Source organism: Agromyces sp. Leaf222, assembly GCF_001421565.1.
Lineage (GTDB): Bacteria > Actinomycetota > Actinomycetes > Actinomycetales > Microbacteriaceae > Agromyces.
The window spans coordinates 2,562,871-2,579,397 of the sequence record NZ_LMKQ01000001.1 but is presented as its reverse complement, the minus strand read 5'-3'; the positions used below and the strand labels follow the sequence as shown (position 1 = coordinate 2,579,397).

Below are 16,527 nucleotides of genomic sequence, written 5' to 3'. Positions count from 1 at the left end.
GAAACCTAAACGTTCGCTGTGCGGAAACCCCCACCGAAAGGCCTGCATGTTCTCGAAGATTCTGGTAGCCAACCGCGGAGAGATCGCCATTCGGGCGTTTCGAGCGGCGGTCGAACTCGGCGCGAAGACGGTGGCGGTGTATCCCTTCGAGGACCGCAACTCCCTGCACCGGCTGAAGGCAGACGAGGCGTACCAGATCGGCGAGCCCGGGCATCCGGTGCGCGCGTACCTCGACGTGTCGGAGATCATCCGCGTGGCCCAGGAGTCCGGCGCGGACGCGATCTACCCCGGCTACGGCTTCCTCTCCGAGAACCCCGAGCTGGCCCAGGCGGCGGCAGAGGCCGGCATCACGTTCATCGGCCCGCCCACCAGGGTCCTCGAGATGGCCGGCAACAAGGTCACGGCGAAGGAGCACGCGATCGCCGCGGGCGTGCCCGTGCTGAAGTCCACGCCGCCCTCGCGCGACATCGAGGCGCTCGTGGCCCAGGCTGACGAGATCGGCTTCCCGATCTTCGCCAAGGCGGTCGCCGGCGGCGGCGGGCGCGGCATGCGCCGGGTGAACACGAAGGACGACCTGCGCGCCTCGCTCGAAGAGGCCATGCGCGAGGCGGACAGCGCGTTCGGCGACCCGACCATGTTCCTCGAGCAGGCCGTGCTCCGCCCTCGACACATCGAGGTCCAGATCCTGGCGGATGCCACGGGCGAGACCGTGCACCTCTTCGAGCGCGACTGCTCCGTGCAGCGCCGCCACCAGAAGGTCATCGAGATCGCCCCGGCGCCGAACCTCTCCGACGACATCCGCACGGCGCTCTACAGCGACGCGATCGCGTTCGCGAAGTCGATCGGCTACGTGAACGCGGGCACCGTCGAGTTCCTGCTCGACACGGCGGGCGAGCGCGCGGGCGAGCACGTCTTCATCGAGATGAACCCGCGCATCCAGGTGGAGCACACCGTCACCGAAGAGGTCACCGACGTCGACCTCGTGGTCTCGCAGATGCGCATCGCGGCCGGCGAGACGCTCGCCGAGCTCGGACTCGAGCAGGGCGACATCCGGCTCCGCGGTGCGGCGCTGCAGACCCGCATCACGACCGAGGACCCGACGGCGGGCTTCCGCCCAGACACCGGCAAGATCACGACCTACCGCTCGCCCGGCGGCGCCGGCATCCGCCTCGACGGCGGAACGATCAACCCCGGTGCCCAGATCAGCCCCCACTTCGACTCGATGCTCGCGAAGCTGACCTGTCGCGCCCGCGACTACCCGTCGGCGGTCGCACGCTCACGCCGCGCCCTCGCCGAGTTCCGCATCCGAGGCGTCTCGACGAACATCTCGTTCCTGCAAGCCGTGCTCGACGACCCGGCGTTCATCGCAGGCGACCTCAGCACGTCGTTCATCGACGAGCGTCCGCAGCTGGTGCGCGGTCGCGTGTCGAAGGACCGCGGCACGAAGATCCTGAACTGGCTCGCCGACGTCACGGTGAATCAGCCGAACGGTCAGGCTCCGACGACCGTCAGCCCGGTCGAGAAGCTCCCGGCGATCGACCTGACGGCGCCGGCCCCCGCCGGCTCGCGTCAGCAGCTGCTCGAGCTCGGCCCGGCCGGGTTCGCCGCCGCGCTCCGCGCGCAGACGCCGCTCGCCGTCACCGACACGACGTTCCGCGACGCCCATCAGTCGCTGCTCGCGACCCGCGTGCGCACGAAGGACCTCGTGGCCGTGGCGCCGTACGTCGCCCGCATGACGCCCGAGCTGCTCTCGGTCGAGGCCTGGGGCGGCGCGACGTACGACGTCGCGCTCCGCTTCCTAGGCGAAGACCCGTGGGAGCGGCTGGCAGCACTGCGCGAGGCGCTGCCGAACGTGAACATCCAGATGCTCCTGCGCGGGCGCAACACGGTGGGGTACACCCCGTACCCGACCGAGGTCACCGACGCGTTCGTCCGCGAGGCCGCCGCGACCGGCGTCGACATCTTCCGCATCTTCGACGCCCTGAACGACGTCAACCAGATGCGCCCCGCGATCGAGTCGGTGCTCGCCACCGGCACAGCGGTGGCCGAGGTCGCCCTCTGCTACACGGGCGACCTGCTCGACCCCGCCGAAGACCTGTACACGCTCGACTACTACCTCGGCCTGGCCGAGGAGATCGTGGCCGCGGGCGCGCACATCATCGCGATCAAGGACATGGCGGGCCTGCTGCGCCCGACCGCGGCCGAGAAGCTCGTATCGGCCCTTCGCGAGCGGTTCGACGTGCCGGTGCACCTGCACACCCACGACACGGCCGGCGGCCAGCTCGCCACCCTGCTCGCGGCAGCCAGGGCCGGCGTCGACGCGGTCGACGTCGCGAGCGCGCCCATGGCGGGCACCACGAGCCAGCCCTCGGCCTCCTCGCTCGTCGCCGCACTCGCGCACACCGAGCGCGACACCGGCATCTCGCTGCAGGCCGTGGCCGACCTCGAGCCCTACTGGGAGGCCGTGCGCCGCGTCTACAAGCCGTTCGAGTCCGGCCTCCCGGGCCCGACGGGTCGCGTGTACCACCACGAGATCCCGGGAGGGCAGCTCTCGAACCTGCGACAGCAGGCGATCGCGCTGGGCCTCGCCGACGACTTCGAGCTCATCGAGGACATGTACGCCGCGGCGAACGACATCCTGGGTCGCGTTCCGAAGGTCACCCCGTCGTCGAAGGTCGTCGGCGACCTCGCGCTGCACCTCGCGGCCGTTCGCGCCGACCCCGCCGACTTCGCGGCGAACCCCGAGAAGTACGACGTGCCCGACTCGGTCATCGGCTTCATGGCAGGCGAGCTCGGCGACCTGCCCGGCGGATGGCCCGAGCCGTTCCGCACGAAGGTGCTGGCCGGTCGCGACGTGCGCATCGGCGTCACCGAGCTCACGGCCGAGCAGCTCGAGGCGCTCGACGGCGACAGCGCGACGCGTCGCTCGATGCTCAACAACCTGCTCTTCCCCGCCCCGACCCGGCAGTTCGAGCAGATCCGAGAGCTGTTCGGCGACCTCTCCGTGGTCGACACGATCGACTACCTCTACGGACTCCGACAGGGTTCGGAGCACGTCGTCGAGATCGCTCGCGGCGTCCGGCTCTACGCCGGGCTCGAGGCGATCGGCGAGGCCGACGACAAGGGCATGCGCACCGTCATGACGATCCTGAACGGCCAGCTCAGGCCCGTGTTCGTGCGCGACCGCAGCATCGAGGTCGACTCCCGTGCCGCAGAGAAGGCGGATGCCTCGCAGCCCGGCCATGTCGCCGCGCCCTTCTCGGGCGTGGTCACCCTGCAGGTCGAGCCGGGGGCCGAGATCGCCGTCGGCCAGAGCGTCGCGTCGATCGAGGCCATGAAGATGGAGGCGGCGATCACGTCGCCGATCGCCGGTGTCGTCGAGCGCGTCGCCATCCCGAAGACCCAGCAGGTCGAGGCCGGCGACCTCCTCGTGGTGGTCCGTCCGCTGTAGGCTGAGGCGTGAGCTCACGGTAACGTGGGCTCACGTTCGCACTGAGGAGGGGTTATCGGTGGCTGACATCAGGGGAGACGATCACGCAGCGTCGAGACGTCCAGGAGGGCGTACGGCAGCGATCGACCGTTCGGCGCCCGACACGACGAGCGGTGCTCATTCCGCGGGAGCGATTCCCGACAGCTTGAACATCAAGGTCGATCTCCCGCCGGCGCCGAGACCCGTGATGCCCGACGACGAGGTGGCCGTGGCCATCGACGACGTCGCGGTCGACCCCGGCGGGCTCGCTGCCGGGCCGACGACGACCTCGGTCGAGGTGGTCACCCCCGCACTCGTCGGTGCATCCGCGCGCGCCGGGGCCCACGCCGATCCATCTCCTTACGGTGCGCTGCTCGCGGCGGACGCCTCGAGGCTGCGCCGTGAGCGGGTGAGCACCGACACCGGCAGTCATGTCGCGATCGTCGACGTGCCGTCCGACTCCGCGACGCCCGCCGAGGTGCCCGAGACCTCCGAATCCCTCACCGCCGACCGCCTCATCGACCTGAACCGCACGACGCGGCCCGCACCGCACGGCGGCTTCAACCGCTTCATCTACGAGGCGTCGCTGCACCTGGTCAACCTCGGTGATTCGGCCAAGGCCCGCGCCTACAAGGAGCTGAGTGCGAGGATCCAGCGTCGATTCGATGGCGGCGCGAGGTTCGTCCCCGTGCTCACGCGCAAGGGCGGGGTCGGCAAGACCACGATCACGACCCTGCTCGGCATGGCCCTCGCCGATGCGCGCGACGACCGCATCATCGCGATCGACGCCAACCCCGACCGCGGCACCCTCGCCGAACGCGTCGACCGGCAGACCCGGGAGACGGTCCGCGACGTCGTGACGCGTGCGTCCTCGATCGGCGGCTACACCGATTTCTCGGCGTTCGTCTCGCGCGACGAGACCCGGCTCGACATCCTGGCGTCCGACACCGACCCGACGCTCTCCGAGGCGTTCAACGCCGACGACTACAACGTCGTCGCCGGGCTCGCGGCTCGCTACTACTCGCTCGTGCTCACCGACTGCGGCACCGGCATCGTCCACTCCGTCATGCGCGCCACGCTGCAGCGTGCCGATTCGATCGTGATCGTGTCGGGTGGCAGCGTCGACGAGGCCCGACTCGCATCCGAGACCCTCACGTGGCTCGAGGCGAACGGCTTCGGCGAACTCGTGCGCAACGCCATCGTCGCGATCAACCTCGCGACGCAGGGCACGCACCTGGTCAAGGTCGACGAGATCGAGGCCCACTTCCAGTCGAGGGTTCGCGAGATCGTGCGCATCCCGTACGACCCCCAACTGGCCGCCGGATCCGTGGTGCACTGGGACGAACTGCGTCCCATCACGCGTCACGCCGCACGCGAGCTCGCCGCGCTCGTCGTGGAGGGGCTGCCCGTCGACCGCGGCGGCCATTGAAACGGAGCGGCATTTGCCGGAACGACCCATTCGCCTGTTCGGCGACCCCGTATTGAAGACCGTGTCAGCCCCCGTCGAACAGGTCGATGACCGTGTGCGCGGGCTCGTGACCGACCTGCTCGACAGCGTCCGGGTGCCCGGCCGTGCTGGGGTGGCCGCCTCGCAGATCGGGGTCAACCTGCGGGCGTTCAGCTACAACGTCGACGGCGACGTCGGCTACATCATCAATCCCGTCGTCGTCGAGACATCCGGCGAGATCGAACTGCTCGACGAAGGGTGCCTGTCGGTGCCCGGACTCTGGCAGAAGACGCCCCGATACCCCTTCGCCCGCGTGCGTGGCATCGACCTCGAGGGCAACGAGATCGAGGTCTCCGGATCCGGACTCATGGCGCAGGCGCTGCAGCACGAGTGCGACCACCTCGACGGCCTGCTCTACCTCGACCGGCTCGAGAAGGACGAACGGCGTGCCGCGATGCGGGCGGTCAGGGAGTCCGACTGGTTCTGACCGGCGCTTGCACCGGTGCCGTCACCGGCACGGATGCCGGAACGCCGAAGGGCCTCGCGGATGTCTCCGCGAGGCCCTTCGACGTGCAGTCGATCGTCAGCGGATGATCGAGTGGCCCTCGGTCGCCGGCGCACCGGCGTACATGCCCTCGATCTGGCCGGCGAAGTCCGCGAGGATCACGTTGCGCTTGATGCTCATCTTGGGCGTCAGGTGCCCGCTCGCCTCGGTGAGCTCGCCCGGCAGGATCGCGAACTTGCGGATCGACTCGGCACGCGACACGTGGTCGTTGGCCGTGTCGATGGCGCGCTGCACCTCGGCCAGCACTGCGGGGTTCGTGGCGGCCTCCTCGACCGACATCGTCGCGTCTTCGCCGTTGTTGTTCAGCCACACCGGGAGCATCTCGGGGTCGAGCGTGATCAGGGCCGAGATGAACGGCTTCTGGTCGCCAACGACCACGACCTGCCCGACGAGCGGGTTGGCGCGGATCGGGTCCTCGAGCATCGCGGGGGAGACGTTCTTTCCGCCGGCGGTGACGATGATCTCCTTCTTTCGCCCCGTGATGGTGAGGAAGCCGTCGGAGTCGAACGAGCCGAGGTCGCCGGTCTTGAACCACTCGCCGTCGAACGCCTCTGCGGTCGCCTCGGGGTTGTTCCAGTACTCCTTGAACACGTCGATGCCCTTGACCTGGATCTCGCCGTCTTCGGCGAGACGCACGGAGACGCCGGGAAGCGCGGGGCCGACCGTGCCGATCTTGGAGCGCGTCGTGAGGTTGACGGTCGCCGGTGCGGTGGTCTCGGTGAGGCCGTAGCCCTCGAGGATGGTGATGCCGAGCGCGTGGTAGAAGTGCCCGAGGCGCGGGCCGAGCGGGGCGGAGCCCGAGACGGCGTACTTCACGTTGCCGCCCATGGCCTCGCGCAGCTTCGAGAAGACGAGCGCGTCGAAGAGCTTGAACTTGAGCTTCAGGCCGAGCGGGATCGAGGTGCCGGCCTCCTTCGCCGTCGAGTACGCGACGGCGGTCTCGGCTGCGGCGCGGAAGATCTTGCCCTTGCCGCCGGCTTCGGCCTTCTGCTCGGAGACGTTGTAGACCTTCTCGAACACGCGAGGAACCGCGAGGAGGAAGGTCGGCTTGAAGCTCGCGAGCGACGGGAGGAGCAGCTTGGTGTCGGGCTGGTGGCCGACGCGGACGCCGGCGTGCACGCTCAGCACCGCGATGAACCGCGCGAACACGTGCGCGGTCGTGATGAAGAGCAGCGTCGAGGCGCCGTCGGGGTCCTTCACGACGTCGGCGAGTGCGACACCGGCGTTGCGGGAGAGCTCGACGAAGTTCGAGTGCGTGAGCACGCAGCCCTTGGGCTTGCCGGTCGAGCCCGACGTGTAGATCAGCGTCGCGATATCGGAGCCGACCGCGAGGTTGCGGCGGCGCTCGATCTCCTCGTCGGGCACGTCGACACCTGCGGCGGCGAGCTTGTCGAGGTCGCCGAGGTCGATCTGCCACGTGTTGCGGATCGCGGGCAGGTCGGGGTGCACCTCGTCGAACCGGGTGAAGTGATCGGCGGTCTCGAGGATCGCGGCGATCGCGCCGGAGTCGCTGAGGCTCCACCGCACCTGCGCGGGGGAGTTCGTCTCGTAGACGGGCACGAGGATGCCGCCGGCGAACCACATGGCGAAGTCGATGAGGGTCCACTCGTAGCGGACCTTGCTCATGAGCCCGACCTTCTCGCCTGGCTGGATGCCTGCGGCGACGAAGCCCTTGGCGAGGGCGATGACCTGGTCGTAGAACTCGCGGGTGGTCACCGGCGACCACCCGCCGTCTGCGGTCGGAAGGGAGAACAGCACGGAGTCTGGCGTGGCCGCGACGCGCTGGACCAGCAGGTCGGTGGCGTTCGCTTCGGGATCGGCGGGGACGACGACGGGGGTATCGAACTGAATCACGGTAGCTCCTTCGGCACCGGGTCGAACGGGGGGCTTCCGGTCGCTGTAGGGGAGACGCCCGGGTCTATTACACTCTAGTGGTTGCCCTCGGAGCCCAGCGCCCGAGCGGTGCCAACACCTCTCTGGGCGACCCAAGCGAAAGGCGATCCACCGTGCACGCGATCGGCATCGACATCGGCGGAACCAAGATCGCGGGAGCCGTGGTCGACGAGGCGGGCGTCATCGTCCGCAGCGAGCGGGTTCCCACGCCCGCAGGCGACTCCGCCCTGCTCGAAGACGCGGTCGTCGCGATGATCCGGTCGCTCGCCGACGGGGCCGCCGACGACGTGGTCGTGGGCGTCGCCGCCGCCGGGTTCATCGACGCCGCGCAGTCGACCGTCTACTACGCGCCGAACATCGACTGGCGCAACGAGCCCTTCCGCGCGAAGCTCGAAGCCCGGGTCGGCGCGACCGTCATCGTCGACAACGACGCCAACGCCGCCGGTTGGGCCGAGTTCCGCTTCGGTGCCGGTCGCCTGGTCAGCGACATGGTCATGCTCACGATCGGCACGGGTGTCGGCGGCGCGATCGTCGCGGGCGACCGCCTCTTCCGTGGCGGATTCGGCGCCGGCGCCGAGCTCGGGCACCTCCGTGTCGTTCCGGGCGGGCTGCCGTGCGGCTGCGGCCAGCGCGGTTGCATCGAGATGTACGGCTCCGGTCGCGCCCTGCTGCGCATGGCCAACGAGATCGCGGATGCCGGTGGCATCGGCCTGCAGCTGGCGCGCGCCCGCGAGACGAACGGCGCCCTCGACGGCCGCATCGTCGGCGCGATGATCGAGTCCGAGGATCCCGGTGCGATCGCGGCGCTTCGCCAGCTCGGACACTGGCTGGGAGAGGCCTCGGCCTCGATCTCCGCGGTGCTCGACCCGCAGCGGTTCGTGTTCGGCGGCGGCGTCGCCTCGGCGGGCGAGCTCCTGCTCGGCCCGATCCGCGAGGCGTACCTCGAGCACCTGCCGGCGCGCGGGTACCACCCTGAGCCCGACTTCGTCATCGCCGAGCTCGTGAACGACGCCGGCGTGGTCGGCGCCGCGGATCTCGCACGCGTCTGGGCCGCCGAGCACGCCTGAATCGCTCCGGCGATAGGGTTGAGCGGGCGAGCGGAAGGAGCGACAGCGCGGTGTTCTACTGGATCATGAAGCACATCGTGGTCGGACCGATCCTCCTCGCGATCTTCCGGCCGTGGATCGTCGGGCTCGAGCACGTGCCGAAGGACGGCCCCGTGGTGCTCGCCAGCAACCACCTCTCCTTCATCGACTCGATCTTCCTCCCGCTCGTGGTCGACCGTCCGGTGGTGTTCCTCGCGAAGAGCGAGTACTTCACGGGCAAGGGCCTCAAGGGCTGGGCGACGAAGATGTTCTTCCAGGCGGCGGGCCAGCTGCCGATCGACCGCTCCGGCGGCAAGGCGTCCGAGGCGTCGCTCGAGACCGGCCTCCGCGTGCTGGGCGGCGGCGGCATCCTCGGCATCTATCCCGAGGGCACGCGCAGCCCCGACGCACGTCTGTACCGCGGTCGCACCGGCGTGGCGCGCATGGTGCTCGAGGCCGGCGTCCCGGTCATCCCGGTGGCCATGATCGACACCGAGAAGGTCATGCCCATCGGCACGCGACTGCCCAAGGTGCGTCGTATCGGCATCGTCATCGGCCCGCCGATCGACTTCACGCGCTTCGAGGGACTCGAGGGCGATCGGTTCGTGTTGCGTTCCGTGACCGACGAACTCGTGCACTCGCTCCGCGCCCTGAGCGGCCAGGAGTACGTCGACGTCTACGCCAGTTCCGTGCGGGAGCAACGCGCCACGCAATCGGGGTAGGCTCGGAATGCGGTGGCGCGCTCGCGCCGCCGATCGTCATTTCACCGGCGCGCATGCGCCCCGAACCCCTCAGGACATATCCGTGGTACAGCTCGTCGAGCCCGTCGTCAATGCAGATCCTTCCGTGATCGACGGCCTCGACTATTGGCGCACGCTGCCCATCAAGCAGCAACCGCAGTGGCCCGACGCGGCCGCGGCTGCCGCGGCATCCGCCGAGCTGGCCACGCTGCCTCCGCTGGTGTTCGCGGGCGAGGTCGACAACCTGCGCGATCGTCTCGGCGCCGCAGCCCGCGGTGAGGCGTTCCTGCTGCAGGGCGGCGACTGCGCCGAGACCTTCGCCGGCGCCACGGCCGACCAGATCCGCAACCGGGTGAAGACCGTGCTGCAGATGGCCGTCGTGCTGACCTACGGCGCGTCGATGCCCGTCGTGAAGATGGGCCGCATGGCGGGTCAGTTCGCCAAGCCGCGATCGAGCGACACCGAGACGCGCGGCGACGTCACCCTGCCCGCCTACCGCGGCGACATCGTGAACGGGTACGACTTCACGCCCGAGTCGCGTCAGGCCGACCCGGCGCGACTGGTTCGCGGCTACCACATGGCCGCGTCGACGTTGAACCTCATCCGCGCGTTCACGCAGGGCGGCTTCGCCGACCTGCGGCAGGTGCACTCGTGGAACCAGGGCTTCGCCGCCAACCCGGCGAACGCCCGCTACGAGACCATGGCGCGGGACATCGATCGCGCCGTCCGGTTCATGGACGCCTGCGGCGCCGACTTCGAGGCGCTGAAGCACACCGAGTTCTACACCGGTCACGAGGGCCTGCTCATGGACTACGAGCGCCCCATGACCCGCATCGACTCGCGCACCGGCACGCCGTACGACACGTCGGCGCACTTCATCTGGATCGGCGAGCGCACGCGCGAGCTCGACGGCGCGCACGTCGACTTCCTCTCGCGGGTGCGCAACCCGATCGGCGTGAAGCTCGGCCCGACCACGTCGCCCGAGACCATGCTCGAGCTCATCGACAAGCTCGACCCGAACCGCGAGCCCGGCCGCCTCACCTTCATCACCCGCATGGGTGCCTCGAAGATCCGCGACGGGCTGCCGCCGCTGCTCGAGGCCGTCAAGGCGAGCGACGCCACCCCGCTCTGGGTCACCGACCCGATGCACGGCAACGGCATCACCACGCCGAACGGCTACAAGACGCGCCGCTTCGACGACGTCGTCGACGAGGTCAAGGGCTTCTTCGAGGCGCACCGCGCGGCCGGCACCTTCCCGGGCGGCATCCACGTCGAGCTCACCGGTGACGACGTCACCGAGTGCCTCGGCGGATCCGAGCACCTCGACGAGGCATCCCTGGCGACGCGGTACGAGTCGCTCTGCGACCCGCGCCTGAACCACATGCAGTCGCTCGAGCTCGCCTTCCTGGTGGCCGAGGAGCTCTCGGCCCGCTGATCCACCCGCGTGCGCGGCATCCGTCTGATCGGCGGATGCCGCGCACGTGCGTTTCCGGCACCCTTTCGATGGGCGTCGGTGATGCCGAGGGCATCTGTCTCTCCGGCCAACCCATCGAGCCGGGGTCGGATCGACTCAGAAGCCGGCGAAGTTGACGGTGACCTCGGACCCGCGCAACACGGATTCTCCTGCCGCCGGACTCGTCTTCGAAACCGTGAATGCTTCGGGAACGACGTCAGCAATGCGGTTGTAGCTCAGTTCGAATCCGGCCTCGATCAGCATCGGCCTTGCCTCGCCCCAGTTCAAGTCGACGACGTCGGGGACGACGACGAGGTCGGGACCCTTCGAGACGGTGAGCAGCACCTTCGAGCCCGGCACCATCGGGTCGTCGGCCCAGTCGGCGGTCTTGACGTGGTCCTTCGGGACCTCGTTGTCGAAGACGGCGTCGGCGTACTCGACGGTCAGGCCGGCGTCTTTGAGCTTGGCCTCGGCCTCGTCGGCGGGGAGTCCTTCGACCGGGGGGACGGCGCCCACCGAGACCACGAGGCTCAGCTCGCCGCGCTCGGCGTACTGGTCGGGAACGGGTTCGCCGTCGCCGGTGAGCACGGCGATGACCGAGCCGGAGGGCACGTCCCCGGAGAAGCGCTCGATCGACTTCTCGTTCACCGAGAAGTCCGCGAGCTGGGTTCTCGCGTCGGCCTCGGTCGCACCGACCACCTGCGGCACGGCGATGATGGCCGGCCCCGTGGAGACGTACATGGTGAGCTTCGACCCGCGTTGCGCCTGTTTGCCTGGCGCGGGGTCGCTGCCGGAGACGAGTCCTGCTGCGACCTCGGGGTCGCTGCGCTCGGCCTGCGTCACGTCGAATCCGGCGTCGACCAGCATCGCCTCGGCGTCGGCCGGCGTCTCGTTCACGATCGCCGGCACCGTCGCATACGAGCCCGGGCCCGCGCCGAAGTACCAGCCGGTGCCCGCGGCGAGGCCCGTGAGCAGCAGGACGAGCGCGAGGATCCAGTACCCGCGTCGCTTCCGGCGCGCGGCCGCAGTGGTGAGCGCTGCCGTGTCCGGGCCGTCGCCGTCGGCGTCGGAGGCCGGGCCGACCGGCGAGGCGAGCGGCTTGGGGGCGAGCGCCGTGCCGGTGAGCACGGTGGTCGCCGCCGTCGAGGCGCCGACCAGTGCGGCCGAACCGAGACCCGCGCCGGTGAGCACCGTGGTGGCCTGGGTGACGTTCGCCTGGCCGCCGCGGATCTCGGGCTCGATCTGCCGAAGCCGGTCGAGCATCTCCTTCGCGTCGCGCGGGCGTGCCTCGGGGTCGCGTGCGGTGGACCACACCACGAGCTCGTCGAGTTCGACCGGCACGTTCGGGTTCTTGGTGCTCGGCATCGGCACCTGGTCGTTGGCGTGCTGGTAGGCGATCGCCATCGGCGCCTCGCCGACGTAGGGCTGCTCGCCGGTGAGCATCTCGTAGACCATGATGCCGACCGCGTAGATGTCGCTGCGGGCATCGGCGACGCCCCTGGTCACGAGTTCGGGGGAGAGGTAGGCGATGGTGCCGAGCAGCGCCTGGCCGGTGGCGGTGTTCGCGCTCGCGGCCCGCGCGAGCCCGAAGTCGCCGAGCTTGATGCGGCCGTCGTCGGCGAGCAGCACGTTCTCGGGCTTGAGGTCGCGGTGCACGATGCCCGCCTTGTGCGCGGCGGCGAGGCCGGCGAGCACGGCGTCGAGGATGTCGACCGTCTGCTCGGGCGTCAGTCGCTTGTAGTCCTTCAGCAGGTCGCGCAGGGTGATGCCGGGCAGGTACTCCATGACGAGGTACGCCATGTCGGAGTCCTGGCCCTGGTCGAAGACGTTGACGACGTTCGGGTGGGCGAGGCGGGCGGCCGAGCGCGCCTCCTGCACGAAGCGGGTCTTGAACGTGTTGTCGTCGGCGAGGTGGCCGTGCATGATCTTGATCGCGACGCGCCGCTCGAGCCGCAGGTCGGTCGCGAGGTACACGGTCGCCATGCCGCCGCGCGCGATGCGCGAGCGCACCTGGTACCGGCCGTCGATGAGACGGCCGATCATCGGGTCGGCGGGCGCAGTGGTCACCTGAGAAGTGTACGAACTCCTTCATGCCGATGGCCGACTACACACCGTGCACGCGGGGATCGAAACCGCTTCGTGATGCGATCCACGGGTTGCGATGTGGCCGGCCGCGGCGCCGGATGGCACGGCGCGCGATGGCGGCGGGATCCGGTGGCGGTGCGATCGATCAGCCGAGGTCCGCGATCCAGACGCGGGCCGCCGTCTCCCACTTCGCGTAGTGGTCGGGGTGCGCCGAGTGCTGCACGGCCTGCGCCGCGGCCGCGACCGGCATCGACTCCCATCCGCGCACGTCGAGGAGCCCGGGTGCGCGACCGACGTTCGGCCCGTCGGGCCCGCCGTAGAACGACCTCGCGGCGTGCGCCGGATCCGAGACCTGCTCGACCGTGCCCCAGCCCTGGCTCGGCCGCTGCTGGAACAGGCCGAGCGAGTCGCGATCGCCGGTGTCGACGTCGCGCAGCCCGGATTCCTGGGCGGCGGCCACGAGCGCGACGACGATGCCGCCGTCGGGCACGCCGAGGGAACGGCCGACCTCGATGATGAGCGACGCGTTCGCGCGCATCTCGTCGGTGAGGGTTGCGGGGCGATCCGGCTCGGGTGCCGGCGCAGGCGCCGGGGCCGGAGCGGGAGCGGGAGCCGGGGCCGGAGCGGGAGCGGGAGCCGGGGCCGGAGCGGGAGCGGGAGCCGGGGCCGCTTCCGCGACGGGCTCCGCCACCACGGGCTCGGCGGGCGGCGCTTCGGGAGCGGCCTGCGGGGCCGCGGCCTGCGGCGCGGCATCCGTCGCTCCACCCGTCGGCGGCAGCACGATCGACTCGCCGGGGAAGATGAGGCTCGACGAGCTCAGGCCGTTGGCGCTCAGCACGTCGCGCGTGCGCAGGCCGTATCGCTCGGAGATGCCGCTGATGGTGTCGCCGGCCACGACGGTGTGGCGTCGGATGTCGGTGGCGGCGGTCGGCTTCGGTGCGACGGGCGTCGAGCCGCCCGGCAGTGCCAGCCGCTGCCCGGGGAAGATGAGGCTCGACCACCCGAGGCCGTTCGCGGCGAGCACCTCGGCGGTCGCGAGTCCGTAGCGCTCGGCGATGCCGCTCACGGAGTCGCCCGCTGCGACGACGACCTCGGCCGGCGGCGCGGATGCCGGGGCGGCCGTCGTGCGGCGCGTCTCGGCGTTCGTGGCCTTGGCCTTCGCGAGCCGTTTCGCCGTCTGCGGGGCCGCCTCGGCGGGCTGCACGATGCCGAGCGTCACGGCGATGGTGCCGACGACCGCGATCGGCAGCGTCAGCAGGCGACGGATGCCGCGTGGCCGGCGCGCGTGCGAACGCTCGCGCCTCGTCTCCGGCTCCGGCTCCGGCGACTCCGCCGTCGGCGCTTCGGGATTCGTCATGCTGCCCCCTCGGCCGACCCCCATCGGCACTGGGCGTCACGGTTCCACAGCCATGGGGTCGTGTCAACGACATGCGCGCGTGTCCCCGGGAGTCGCCGGCTGACGCCGCCGCGACCGCGCGGAGCGTCAAGACCGGCCTGCCGTGACGGGTACCTCCGGCGACCCCGCTCTGGCTAGGCTGGAGGGGTGACCGATGCGACTGCGCCCGATTCGACCGCACCCGAATGGCTGACCGTTCCCGAGCTCGTCGAGCTCTTCGGCTCGACCCCGACCCGGGTGCGTCACCTCATCGACGACCGTCATCTGCTCGCGGCGCGCATCGACGGCGTGCTCAAGGTGCCCGCGGCCTTCATCCGCGACGGGCACCCGCTGCCCGAGCTGCACGGCACGATCATGGTGCTGGGCGACGGCGGGTTCAGCGACGCCGAGGCGCTGGACTGGTTGATGAACGTCGACGACAGTCTGGGCGTCAGCCCGATCGACGCGCTGCTCGCCGGCCGCAAGGCCGAGGTGCGGCGCGTCGCGCAGGCGCTCTGATCGCCGACCGGTGATCAGCTGCTGCGGCGGCTGACGGTCGTCGCGAGCGACGCCAGTTCGGTGCGCGCTGCAGAACTCAGCGGCGCGTCTTCGAGCGCTGCGCGCGCGCGTCCGACCTCGGTCGCGATGAGCGCCTCGACCTCGTCGACGGCGCCGGTGTCCGAGATGGTGCGCTGCAACATCTTCACCTGCTCCTCGGAGAGGGCCGGATCGCCGACCAGCTCGTCGAGCAGGTTGCGCGGGCCGGGGGCGAGGCGCTCGCGTGCGATCGCGATGATCATCGTGCGCTTGCCCTCGCGAAGGTCGTCGCCGCTCGGCTTGCCCGTGACCTTCGGATCGCCGAAGACGCCGAGCAGGTCGTCGCGCAGCTGGTAGGCCATGCCGAGGGGGAGTCCGAACTCGCGCAGCGCCTGGATCTGGGCCGGGGTGCCTCCCGCGATGTATCCGCCCAGCGCGAGCGGCGACTCGACCGAGTACTTCGCGGCCTTGTAGGTGATCACGCGCTCGGCGGTCGCACGCTGCTCGTCGTCCGGCCTCGTGTGCCAGGACTGCTCGGCGAGGATGTCGAGGTACTGCCCGGCCGTGACCTCGGTGCGCATGCGCACGAACTCGGCGCGCGCGGCCCGGGCCGCGACGCGGTCGGCGAGCGCGTCGAGGCCCTCGTCGAGCAGTTCGTCGCTCCAGCCGAGCAGGAGGTCGCCGAGCAGGATCGCCGAGGCCCTGCCGAACTCGTCGCTGCTGCGGAGCCAACCGGCCTCGGAGTGCAGTCGCTCGAACAGGCGGTGCGCCGCCGGGGCGCCGCGGCGGGTGTCGGAGTTGTCGATGATGTCGTCGTGCACGAGCGCCGCGGCGTGGAACAGCTCGAGCGCCGAGGCGGCCGAGACGATCGGGAAGGTGTCGCGTTCGGCCTCGTCGCCGAACTGGTCGAACCCGCGACCGCCTGCCGCCTCCCACCCCCAGTAGCAGAACAGCGCCCGGAAGCGCTTGCCTCCGCTGAGAAAGCGCCTTGAGAACAGGTCGAGCGGCTCCAGCTCGGGTGTGATCGAGCGGAGAATGGTGCTGCGCTCATCGAGGAACTCATCGATGCGTGCTTGAACCAGATCGACGAGTCGAGAACCTTGAGTCACCTGCCTAGCCTAGCGAGGCTGTGCGGCGCTAGAATGGGCCCGGATGCGTCGGTCCCGAGCCTGAGGGGAAAGAGATGCCGCTTTCAGAGCAGGAGCAACGTCTTCTCGAGGAGATGGAGCGCAATCTCTATCGCAACGATGCCGACTTCGTGCATGCGGTCGGGGGTGGCCGTGGACGACGCCCCAACTACCGTGCGATCGTGCTCGGAGTCCTCCTCGCCGTGATCGGCGCCGGCGCCTTGATCGCCGGTGTCGCGTTGCAGATGCTCATCGTCGGCATCCTCGGATTCGCGATGATGTTCGCCGGCGTCCTCGTCGCGATCACGCCCGGCAAGCGTGGGGCGACCGCCCCGGCTCCCGAAGAGGGCTCGCCCTCGGCAGGCAAGCCGCGCGGCAACCAGTCCGCCGGCTTCATGGACCGTCTCAACGAGCGCTGGGACCGCCGCCAGGAGCGCGGCGACTAAGCCCTCCACCGTCCTCCACCGTTGAACGGGTCGATCCTCCGGATCGGCCCGTTTCGTCATGTCCGGCCCGATTCGGGCCCATTCGGGCGGCCTCCGCGCTGATCCCGGCCTGCTCGCGAGTGTGCGAACGCTCGGGTTCCGTGTGTTCCCGCGCGTATCCGCGCCCTCCTCCTCCCCGGTGCGTCCGATTCCCTCCACGCCCCTCCACGGCGAACATCCGCGTGTTTTCGGGCATCGCTCACGTCGATTCCGCATCGATCGCCTGCGTGTCGTTGCTCCGGGGATGAGAGTGGAGTAAAGTGGGG

General features: G+C 70.2%; 12 protein-coding genes. 8 read left to right on the top strand and 4 right to left on the bottom strand.

Annotated features, from left to right (window positions below):
- Positions 1–46: 46 nt before the first annotated feature.
- The 3 genes from ASE68_RS11450 (at position 47) to def (ending at position 5,403) form a co-directional block, all read left to right on the top strand.
- On the top strand, positions 47–3,451 hold the full coding sequence (locus tag ASE68_RS11450) for a pyruvate carboxylase (RefSeq protein ID WP_055858558.1): 3,405 nt from the start codon (positions 47–49) through the stop codon (positions 3,449–3,451).
- A gap of 226 nt (positions 3,452–3,677) precedes the next feature.
- Positions 3,678–4,898, top strand: a complete 1,221-nt coding sequence (locus tag ASE68_RS11445) for a MinD/ParA family protein (protein ID WP_055858555.1) — start codon at positions 3,678–3,680, stop codon at positions 4,896–4,898.
- A gap of 13 nt (positions 4,899–4,911) precedes the next feature.
- On the top strand, positions 4,912–5,403 hold the full coding sequence (def, locus tag ASE68_RS11440) for a peptide deformylase (protein WP_055858552.1): 492 nt from the start codon (positions 4,912–4,914) through the stop codon (positions 5,401–5,403).
- Positions 5,404–5,499: 96 nt separating this feature from the next.
- Here the strand turns inward: def and ASE68_RS11435 are convergent, their stop codons facing one another.
- Entirely contained in the window at positions 5,500–7,335 is a 1,836-nt protein-coding gene (locus ASE68_RS11435) for a long-chain fatty acid--CoA ligase (RefSeq protein ID WP_055858549.1), read from the bottom strand.
- Between the two features lie 152 nt (positions 7,336–7,487).
- Between ASE68_RS11435 and ASE68_RS11430 the strand changes: the two genes are divergently transcribed.
- From ASE68_RS11430 to ASE68_RS11420, 3 genes are all read left to right on the top strand, one after another.
- Entirely contained in the window at positions 7,488–8,441 is a 954-nt protein-coding gene (locus ASE68_RS11430; RefSeq protein WP_055858546.1) for an ROK family glucokinase, read from the top strand.
- Between the two features lie 50 nt (positions 8,442–8,491).
- The gene (locus tag ASE68_RS11425; protein WP_055858541.1) at positions 8,492–9,181 is read left to right on the top strand and encodes a 1-acyl-sn-glycerol-3-phosphate acyltransferase; all 690 of its coding nucleotides are present in this window, start codon (positions 8,492–8,494) and stop codon (positions 9,179–9,181) included.
- An 82-nt stretch (positions 9,182–9,263) separates the two neighbouring features.
- Positions 9,264–10,634: a class II 3-deoxy-7-phosphoheptulonate synthase gene (locus tag ASE68_RS11420; protein WP_055858537.1), complete on the top strand. Its 1,371-nt coding sequence runs from the start codon at positions 9,264–9,266 to the stop codon at positions 10,632–10,634.
- 135 nt (positions 10,635–10,769) lie between these two features.
- On the opposite strand, the gene pknB is transcribed toward ASE68_RS11420, so the two are convergent.
- Positions 10,770–12,719, bottom strand: a complete 1,950-nt coding sequence (gene pknB, locus ASE68_RS11415; protein WP_055858535.1) for a Stk1 family PASTA domain-containing Ser/Thr kinase — start codon at positions 12,717–12,719, stop codon at positions 10,770–10,772.
- Between the two features lie 163 nt (positions 12,720–12,882).
- The gene (locus ASE68_RS11410; protein WP_082462191.1) at positions 12,883–14,094 is read right to left on the bottom strand and encodes a LysM domain-containing protein; all 1,212 of its coding nucleotides are present in this window, start codon (positions 14,092–14,094) and stop codon (positions 12,883–12,885) included.
- 186 nt (positions 14,095–14,280) lie between these two features.
- Between ASE68_RS11410 and ASE68_RS11405 the strand changes: the two genes are divergently transcribed.
- Positions 14,281–14,631, top strand: a complete 351-nt coding sequence (locus ASE68_RS11405; RefSeq protein WP_055858532.1) for an Rv2175c family DNA-binding protein — start codon at positions 14,281–14,283, stop codon at positions 14,629–14,631.
- Positions 14,632–14,645: 14 nt separating this feature from the next.
- Here ASE68_RS11405 and ASE68_RS11400 read toward each other — a convergent pair whose 3' ends face one another.
- On the bottom strand, positions 14,646–15,758 hold the full coding sequence (locus ASE68_RS11400) for a polyprenyl synthetase family protein (protein ID WP_055858528.1): 1,113 nt from the start codon (positions 15,756–15,758) through the stop codon (positions 14,646–14,648).
- 74 nt (positions 15,759–15,832) lie between these two features.
- Here ASE68_RS11400 and ASE68_RS11395 point away from each other — a divergent pair, with 74 nt between their 5' ends.
- Positions 15,833–16,222, top strand: coding sequence for a DUF3040 domain-containing protein (locus ASE68_RS11395; protein ID WP_055858524.1), 390 nt, complete (start codon positions 15,833–15,835; stop codon positions 16,220–16,222).
- Positions 16,223–16,527: the final 305 nt, after the last annotated feature.